Origin of the sequence: Shewanella sp. S23-S33 (assembly GCF_043359565.1) — a bacterium.
Lineage (GTDB): Bacteria > Pseudomonadota > Gammaproteobacteria > Enterobacterales > Shewanellaceae > Shewanella > Shewanella oncorhynchi.
Genome location: NZ_JBHFFD010000016.1, coordinates 1 through 8,450, shown reverse-complemented (window position 1 = coordinate 8,450; position 8,450 = coordinate 1). Strand labels below are relative to the sequence as shown.

9 protein-coding genes are annotated in these 8,450 nt (G+C 45.5%); 4 read left to right on the top strand and 5 right to left on the bottom strand.

The features are described 5' to 3' along the window. The coding region (locus tag ACHA99_RS04810) for a cache domain-containing protein (RefSeq protein ID WP_393941382.1) at nucleotides 1-1,061 on the bottom strand (1,061 nt) is incomplete at its 3' end. A 392-nt stretch (nucleotides 1,062-1,453) separates the two neighbouring features. Here ACHA99_RS04810 and ACHA99_RS04805 point away from each other — a divergent pair. Further along, nucleotides 1,454-1,795, top strand: a complete 342-nt coding sequence (locus ACHA99_RS04805) for a hypothetical protein (protein WP_393941380.1) — start codon at nucleotides 1,454-1,456, stop codon at nucleotides 1,793-1,795. Between the two features lie 22 nt (nucleotides 1,796-1,817). Here ACHA99_RS04805 and ACHA99_RS04800 read toward each other — a convergent pair whose 3' ends face one another. Then, nucleotides 1,818-3,296 carry a DUF4145 domain-containing protein gene (locus tag ACHA99_RS04800; RefSeq protein WP_393941378.1) on the bottom strand — a complete coding sequence of 493 codons (1,479 nt, stop codon included), beginning with the start codon at nucleotides 3,294-3,296 and terminating at the stop codon, nucleotides 1,818-1,820. A 33-nt stretch (nucleotides 3,297-3,329) separates the two neighbouring features. Then, nucleotides 3,330-4,037 carry a hypothetical protein gene (locus tag ACHA99_RS04795; RefSeq protein WP_105250588.1) on the bottom strand — a complete coding sequence of 236 codons (708 nt, stop codon included), beginning with the start codon at nucleotides 4,035-4,037 and terminating at the stop codon, nucleotides 3,330-3,332. Between the two features lie 190 nt (nucleotides 4,038-4,227). On the opposite strand from ACHA99_RS04795, the gene ACHA99_RS04790 reads away from it, so the two are divergent. Together ACHA99_RS04790 and ACHA99_RS04785 are read left to right on the top strand one after the other, a co-directional pair. Beyond that, entirely contained in the window at nucleotides 4,228-4,758 is a 531-nt protein-coding gene (locus tag ACHA99_RS04790; RefSeq protein ID WP_168827259.1) for a DUF2780 domain-containing protein, read from the top strand. 100 nt (nucleotides 4,759-4,858) lie between these two features. After that, complete coding sequence (locus ACHA99_RS04785) at nucleotides 4,859-5,320, top strand: TerB family tellurite resistance protein (protein WP_393941375.1); 462 nt, start codon at nucleotides 4,859-4,861, stop codon at nucleotides 5,318-5,320. A 177-nt stretch (nucleotides 5,321-5,497) separates the two neighbouring features. On the opposite strand, the gene ACHA99_RS04780 is transcribed toward ACHA99_RS04785, so the two are convergent. Continuing rightward, nucleotides 5,498-6,322, bottom strand: a complete 825-nt coding sequence (locus ACHA99_RS04780; protein ID WP_131525752.1) for an HDOD domain-containing protein — start codon at nucleotides 6,320-6,322, stop codon at nucleotides 5,498-5,500. A gap of 288 nt (nucleotides 6,323-6,610) precedes the next feature. Continuing rightward, nucleotides 6,611-7,873, bottom strand: a complete 1,263-nt coding sequence (gene yjeH / locus ACHA99_RS04775) for an L-methionine/branched-chain amino acid transporter (RefSeq protein WP_393941373.1) — start codon at nucleotides 7,871-7,873, stop codon at nucleotides 6,611-6,613. Between the two features lie 251 nt (nucleotides 7,874-8,124). On the opposite strand from yjeH, the gene ACHA99_RS04770 reads away from it, so the two are divergent. Further along, the coding region (locus tag ACHA99_RS04770; RefSeq protein ID WP_393941371.1) for an Lrp/AsnC family transcriptional regulator at nucleotides 8,125-8,450 on the top strand (326 nt) is incomplete at its 3' end.

Here is an 8,450-nt window from a genome sequence, read left to right as displayed (position 1 = left end):
TCATTCGCTAATTGGCGAATATGGCTGATCAGCTGATGTTGACTGCCCACAAAGCGGTTAAAGCTGTCGGCAAGCACGCCCACTTCATCTTGAGTGTCGACAGAAATACGTTGAGTTAAATCACCATTACCATCGGCAATACGCGCAAGAGCTTGCGATACTCGACTCAGAGGACCCAGTAACATGCCAACTAACCAAGAAATGGCTAATACACTCAGCAACAGTACGAGTGCAGAGAGACCCAATTGAGTGAGTAATAGGTTAGACAATGGTGCTTCTAGCGTTTCCTTATCAAGCACTAACACTAATTCCCAATCTGTATTAGGGATATCAACGCTCCAGACTAATTTGTCACGTCCTTCATTTTCAAAATACATAGGCAACAGAGTGCCCGCTGCACGGCTCTGTTCTGGTAAGTTGCGATTAAGCTCGTTGTCGATTTCACCTATAGGTTTCATCGTCTTAGCTTGATCTTTATAAGCGATCACAGTGCCGTCTTTGTGCATCATGATGGCATAACCGTTTGCCGGTAACTTCATCCGATTAACACCGTCAACTAGGCTTGCGATAGATAAGTCACCACCCACAACACCTTGTGCGGTAGGCTGTGCCATAGTCACAACCAGAATGTTATAGGCAACATCCACGTAAGGTTTTGTCAAAATAAGACCGCGCTCACTGATGGCTTGTTGATACCAAGGGCGGCTGCGAGGATCATAGCCCGTACGATCAATACTCGGATCAGAATCCAACATTTGCCCTGCTTGAGAGCCAAAATAGGTCAGCTGAAAACGGCCCGATGCCTGTGCTTGTTGAAGTGTATTGAGGCTGTCACCTTCAACTTTGTTCGCCAGGGCTCCCATAATATCTTGGCGGCCAGCCAACCATTCTTGGATCCGCTCAGCCTGCTGTTCACCTAAGCGCTGCACTTGTTCTAGGCTGTTTTGTAACAGCTGGGATTTTTGGCTGGAATAACTTTGCCATGACAACAAACCAATCACGAGTGAAAGGGCTGCCACGACAGAGAACAGAATTTTTTGCTTGAGCGAATATGAGTTCATGTTGGCGTCTAATTAATTAACAAAGCAGTGAAACAAGAGGGTGTTTGAGCGGGTCGAACGAACATTTACAACCAATATAATAAGGCGGCTAACTGAGTTAAAACTGCAGTTAAATTTGAGCTGAATTTTCTCATATTCTGTACAGTTAGCAAAGAAATTGCTCAGATTTACATCAAAAAGATTTTAGCAAACACATATAATTAACCAACCGTTATTCGAGCAACAACATATAGATAGATAGATAGATAGATAGATATGCGATCACATATCAAAGTAATGCGCAACACCAAAATGGCCTCTGGAGTAAAATAAAGTAAATTAATCAAGATTAACGTGACCTAGACGCACTCGCTATTGCACACTAAATGTCCACTGCCTATCGAGGAGTTCTTATGATTTATCAACAGTTCCAACAGAGCCCACTGCAGACCCGAATTTCTGGCCCACGGGCTTGGTTAGCGATGGCAATTAGCATTAGCCTAATTTGTTTATCACTATTTTTATTGCCCTTCGTGCTCTTATTTGGCGCCATTGCGCTCGGTTGTTTAGTCCTATTTAGCCGTTTTTATATGGCACGTCAGTTGGCTAAATTTAATCAGGCAAACGCAACGCAGCATGCCCACGCGACAGAGGAGCCGCAGAGTCAGGTTTATGGATCTGACACTATTGTTAGGGAATCTAATGCGACACGCCATCAAGGGCGCACTTTTGAGCATAAAGAGGATGAACACTAGTTCAATCGAAGCAAAACTGCGCTCAAGCGAGTAAGGTCTGCGCGCGTTTAAGGCTATGAATTTCGGCGGGATCTTGGGTTACCTCAAGCACATTTTCAATCTGTAATACCAGTGAACGCCACAGAGGCTCGATAATATCCGCCTCTTTTTTATTGGCATTTTGCCGTGCCAGCTTAAGTAAAGCCGCAGATCCAACGACATCAATTCGCCCTAAGATACCGTCGGCCAGTGCCATACTCAGCTCAATCATCGCAGGCACACTGTGGCTATATTTGATCACTTGGCGCAAATAATCCTCAGCTTGAGTCAAATCACTGCCAAAGGCATTGTCATCATTGAGCATATGCTGCGCCCGCGTGAGCATAGCATCGAGCTGTCCTTGCTCGGCAGCTTCGGCCATCCAATGCTCACTGGCAATCATATCTCGAGTACAACCATCTCCATTGGCAAGCATTAATGCTAAATGATACTGGGCATGGGGATAACCTGCTTGCGCGGCTTTGCTTATAAAATGATAGGCTTGAGTTAAGTTCTTTTGCTGGTAATGCAACACTCCTAAATTCGCCATCGCTTCGGTTTGCTCGCCATCTGCAGCACCTTGTAAGTATTGCTGTGCTAACTTGCTATCGGGTTGAAACGACTCACTGCCTACAAGATAAAAATATCCCAATAACGCCATCGCATTGACCACACCTGCTGCTGCTGCAGTGGCAATGATCTGTTCACCTTTAGCCACTTCTGGCGCGCCTTGATAACCGTGGATCAGTGCTACGCCATGCTCATGTAAGGCTTCCATGTGCTTAGGTGCCGCAAGGGAAAACCAATAGGCCGCTCGGGCAAAACTGTCAGCTGCGCTAATGTGAGAAATGGTATTTAGAGGTGAAACTGTGGATAAATCTTGGCTTGATATAGCTTCGGCTTCAGCCACAAGTTCTTGCTCTTTGAGCAGTTCTTGTTCTTTCAGTATCAAAGCCTTGGTCTTAAACGATATCCCCACCAAATACTGCGCTTGCGGGTCATCTTCCATCACAGCGCGGTAGCACAAGTCCCTCACCGTCATAGCGTCAGTCGCTTCATAACAGTAGTCAGGGGCAACTCGACCTTTAACCTTAGGATACAAGTGCTCGACTAAAGTCAGAACATCTTTAATGGATTTTTGCGCTAGCGCGAGTAATTGTTCTTGGGTGAGATGATATTTCTCAGGATGAGCGCCGCGGTTACCGTCGGCACGCAATCGATGCAGGGCACGAGTGGTCTTCACATCAATCACGCGCCGCTGATTTAGCTGTTCGATCCTATCGTATAAATTCGGACTCGAAAACGCGATTTGCTTATCTTGTCCCAGTAACTCTGTAAGTTTATGGGTAAAACTGCGAATGTGCAGTAGCGACTGTGTCGGTACATCCTGCACATAGCTTTTCGCCTTGAGGTAATCATCACTCAAGGAGACCGAAAAATCGTGGATAAACTCACTATCCTTAATGACTGTTTTCGTCCCCATGAGTGATTCCCTACAGGCTGAATTGATGTTGCACTATTCGACGCTTGGTTTTTTCGACACCATATATAAGCGGAACAAAGCGACGTTAACGAATAATCCAATAAAAGACATAAAAGTATCCGCTAACATTTGCACAGGTAATCCGCCCATGGACGCTAACCCAGAAAGCTGGCTACCTATGACTGAGAGTGGTAAATATAACATCAATAATGCAATGGTTTTCAGTACGATAGGGCCACTAAAACTAAAACTACCCTTAATCGCTTCTAGCGGTGTTAAGCGCTCAACCACAACCATAAAGTTCACATAGGCTAAACGCGCAAAGAGATAGAAGCTAATTACCAATCCTACCAGCCACACAGGACCGAAGGCGGCAAACAGCATCACTGGTGCTAAAATCGCTAGACCAGAAAACACCCCAGCCAATAATAATGGTGGAACAAAAGGTAAACTCGCCTTCAACACCACTCCCGCTGAAGGACTATGCCCTTGTGAGCGCAGTTCTAAAAACAGAGTCAAAGCGGCAATTAATACCGAAAATGTAAGTAGTAACAGCATCATGGCGATCATATGCGGAGCGCCAAACTGTGGGTTTTCTAGATCAACTTTACTCATCTCTATACCAAGCCATAACTGGATCCCCACTTGGATCAAGAGTAATGGGATCGTCAGCATAGCGAGTTGCGCCAGATGATTACGGAAGAAGTTATAGGCTTCTGACAAAATTGCGGATAGTGACATGCGACTTTCCAAATAATTGAAATGAATTAACACTTAGAATTGCCGCTAAGGATACCGAAAATCCCTTGGCAATGCACAGTAGAAATCACCAGTGTGAACCGTAAATCACAGAAAACTACTGCAACAAAAGTGACAAACCCGCTAAACTGTCCAGCGAACTCGTGCGCAAACCATCAAAGGACGCTTCCATATGAAACACACTCTGACCTTCTCTATCCTCCTCAGCACTTGTATTTTAGCGGCGCCCGCCAGTGCAGGCTGGTTAGATAACTTGGCAGGAACTCAAGCCAAAACTGAAAAAGCGACCACTACAGCAGCGGCAACTCAGTCGAATGATTTAGTTGGCAGCGTCATGTCACAATTGGGTTTAAACCAAACTCAAGCCGAAGGTGGCTTAGGCAGTTTATTAGGCTTAGCGCAATCAAGCCTAGGAACAACCGACTACTCAAAACTGGCTGCCAGCATTCCTAATGCCGATAGTTTGCTCGCCGCTGCGCCTAAATTGGACTCAAAATCGGGTGTTTCTGGCTTATTATCCAAAGCGGGTGATTTAGGTTCATCACTGCAAGGCAGTGCTATGGTTTTAGACGCCTTTGAAAAATTGGGCATTTCTAAAGATCTAGCAATGCCAATGATCAACATAGCTAAGTCTTACTTAGATACCAATGGCACTGAAGGCACCTCAGACTTACTGGTGAAAGGTCTGAACTCGCTACTGTAATTCAGTCTTACCTCACCCTAAGCAATACAAGGTTTAGGGTGAACTTTCACTTCCCAATCGACTCTACTTTATATTCCCTCCAGCATGAGAACCGCCAAATATGATTGCGAAATTAAAACGATTTTTTGAAGCTCATACTCAAGCAGTCTCCCCTGAAGACAAGGCACATCAACTTAAACTGGCCGCAGCGAGTATGTTACTTGAAGTCGTATTTGCCGATGAGACCTTAACGGCAGAGGAAGAAGCCTTATTACCGAAGATGCTAACCGATACCTTATCAATGTCAGAAATAGACGCTAAGATACTGATTGATGAAGCTAAAAGCGTACAAGGAAGCGCAACCTCACTCTTTGAATTCACCTCAGCCATTAACGCTGAATTTAGCCTAGCGCAAAAGCAGCAATTGTTGCTCGCAATGTGGCAACTGGCCTACGCTGATGGCCAGCTATCCCAATATGAAGACCAGATCATTCGACGCACCGCCGATTTGTTGCACCTCAAACACAGCGAGTTGATCCAAATGCGTAATCTTGCCATAGCTGCAACCCAACAAACTGGTTAGCCACATCCACTATTCAGTCAAAGTGCAAATCAACAAAAACCCATAAAAAAGCGTGAATGCGAAACACCCGCTCCCCATTCACGCGATGGTCTTCTTAAGACTAAATTGATATCGCTCTTTGGCTAAAAATATTTTTATTGCCACCCTACTCACCAAAAAACTAAGCGAAACAAAATTCTAAGCTAACGCTTTACCGATTTCATATCCCGAACCGTGTAATTCAGTCAACTTAGTCCTTAGCCCGCCCATCTCCATCTTCAATCCTTTCTTAGTCGCTAATTGAGATAACCAACTGGTTTTCTCCTCATCCTCAATCGTATCCCACTCATCTAGAACTTTGTAAGATAAGCATAATAACGCAGCAAGTTTTGAAAATGGGTTTGAATCCTTAGGGTGGTCTTGATACAAAATGCCTTGCACTAACGCTGGTGTAAACTTCCAATTTTTCGCTAGTAATGCGCCAATATCCGGGGAATCATATCCGAGTAACTCGCGCTCAAACTGATGCTTATCTTTGCCCTGCGCCACAGCTTCGGCAATTTTCGCCGCATCTTCAGGCGATACTGCCGCAATCAATAGATCGCCAATACGATGCAAGATACCGCAAGTAAAAGCCTCTTCTGGGACTGCGCCACAACGCTTTGCCATTTCTTGACTATAAAGCGCAATCTCAAAGGTTTGCCCCCAAAACTGGGCTAAATCTATTCCTTCACACTTAGGGACAGCACCAATCACCGCCGATGCGAGCACTAAGGTTCGTAGGGTTTGCATCCCAAGACGCACAACAGCTTCATCGATAGTGCCAACCTCTCGACTGCGTCCATAGTGGGCACAATTAGCAAGGCGTAACACCCTAGCGCTGATTAAGGGGTCGTGTGAAACTTTAGTGGCAATGCTTTTTACTGTCGCATTGTCATCATTGACCGCATCTAACAATTCACTGATCGCCTTAGGTAACCTAGGTAACTCATCGACACGATTGAGCAACGCAGCTGAATCCATATTTATTCTCCTTCCGTATGAATGATCAAAATATAGAACACAAGTTATCGCCTCGCTCACCGAGATACATTAAATATCAGTAATGTGCAGTCCTTCGGCAACAAAGCTTGGCGGCCATCAGACTTAAGGTTTACCTCTTTATTTCATGCAATTTAATCGCACTCTATCTTATCCAGTTTCGAAATCCACTAAGCCACACAAAAAAGCCCCAAACTCTTATGACAATAAAGAGTTCGGGGCTTTTTTAATTAACCCATCATGTTGATTTAGCCCCAGAGGGGGCGAATATTACTCAGGTAACGCCAAACTTTGTTTGCGACTAATATGGGTCTTTTGCCACCACAAAAATGGCGCGACCACTAAGATCAACACAAGCACGTAGGACATACTTGCACCTAGGGCAAAACCTAATACTAAGCAAAACGCACAACCCAGCGCCACCAGCGGCCAATTGTGCCGTGGTAATAACTTAGCGGCAGCGAGCATAGCCATCAAATAGATCACCACAAATACGCCGTTGCTCCATGCGATAAGGTGCTCTAGCTCTTGCCCGGTAAGGTAAGTCAGTACAATCACGCTTGCCATCACAGATAACAGCGCAGCAAGTGCTCGAATGGGCACTCCGTGGGCATTCTTAACGGCAAAGAAGCGCGGTAAAATGCCTTCACAACTAAAACTCCAGACCAGACGTGCCGCACTGGCCGCATACACGTTAACGGTTGCCAATCCACTTGCGATACCTAACACACCAATCACTTGTGCGCCGTAACCACCGAGTAGTTGGTCAAATACGCCGATCATGGCGACACTTTTATCTGTCGGCACTAATAGCAGTAAAAGTGTACAAGCCACATAAATCACGCCCACCAGCACTGTGCCCATCATCATAGCGGGGATCATATCCTGCTGCGGACGACGAAAATCATCGGCAAGATGGGTCATAGCTTCTATACCCAAGAAACTCCAAAAAGCGATGCCAGCGGCAATCATCACGGTCGGCATTTCAGGCATACCATGGCTAACAAGTGTCGTCAGATGACCTTGCTGAAAACTACTCGCACCAAACAAGACCACAACAACGGCGACAATGCAAAGTGTCAGGCCAAATTGCAGCTTAGCCGACACTTGGATGCCTCTTAAATTAATCAGAAACAAGCCAAAAATCACGAGTATTTCAACACCAACCTTGGACCAACCCGATATCGGTATTAAGGCATTCACAAACTGGAAGGTCATCAAAATCGCGGCCGGCGCCCCCATGGGCACAACCAGTAAAAAGATCAGTCCAATTGTTCGACCAGCAGTGCGACCAAAGGCTTTTTCGACAAAGTAAGCGGGGCCTGCGGCATGGGGAAATACACTCGCTAAACGACCAAAGACCAGTGCCACTGGAATAATGGCCAAGGTTAACAAGATCCATGCGACTAAGGCGCCAGAATGCGCTTTTTCAATAGTCATCTGAGGCAAAATAAATACCCCTGTACCGAGCAAAGTGGTCGCCATTAAACCCGCACCTTGCCAACGACCTATAGTTCCGCTATTTGAATTCATCTGTTAATATTCTGTGGTTTTTGAGCTGTCAGTATAATGAGATTTCGCCCTACAATCTGCCGTTAATTTCAGTGTTCTCCACGTCCAATACCGGCAAAATCGCGGCAAATAACGTTATTTCCATCAAAATGACGGCCAGCTTAAATTTTGGTAAAATTTTAAGCAAAAATACTCAGCAAATTCTGTGGTTATTCAAACCAATGGAAAAATAACACACAGATTCAATATAGCCATTTTCACTGGAGTCACCCTTGGATAAATTCGATACGGCCATCATTCATAGTTTGCGTCAGGATGCACGCCAGAGCGTGTCGAATATCGCCGAACAGGTCAATCTATCCCGTAGTGCAGTTGCCGAGCGCATAAAAAAGCTCGAACAAACTGGAGTGATCCGTGGCTATCAAGTGCTCTTGAGTGAGTCGCAAAAAGAAGGAGTATCGGCTTATTTCGAAATCCAGCATCAATGTCCACGTTGCGCCGATGTGGTACACGTATTCCAAGCGATCCCCGAAGTGATTACCTGCCGTGGTATTTCTGGTGATATGGATTTACTCGTGTACGTGCATGCGCCCTCGAT

Coding starts and splice junctions, on each gene's coding strand:
- ACHA99_RS04785 (WP_393941375.1), top strand. CDS start 4,859: ATGATTGCGAAATTAAAACGATTTTTTGAAGCTCATACTCAAGCAGTC.
- ACHA99_RS04795 (WP_105250588.1), bottom strand. CDS start 4,037: ATGTCACTATCCGCAATTTTGTCAGAAGCCTATAACTTCTTCCGTAAT.
- ACHA99_RS04790 (WP_168827259.1), top strand. CDS start 4,228: ATGAAACACACTCTGACCTTCTCTATCCTCCTCAGCACTTGTATTTTA.
- yjeH (WP_393941373.1), bottom strand. CDS start 7,873: ATGAATTCAAATAGCGGAACTATAGGTCGTTGGCAAGGTGCGGGTTTA.
- ACHA99_RS04780 (WP_131525752.1), bottom strand. CDS start 6,322: ATGGATTCAGCTGCGTTGCTCAATCGTGTCGATGAGTTACCTAGGTTA.
- ACHA99_RS04805 (WP_393941380.1), top strand. CDS start 1,454: ATGATTTATCAACAGTTCCAACAGAGCCCACTGCAGACCCGAATTTCT.
- ACHA99_RS04800 (WP_393941378.1), bottom strand. CDS start 3,296: ATGGGGACGAAAACAGTCATTAAGGATAGTGAGTTTATCCACGATTTT.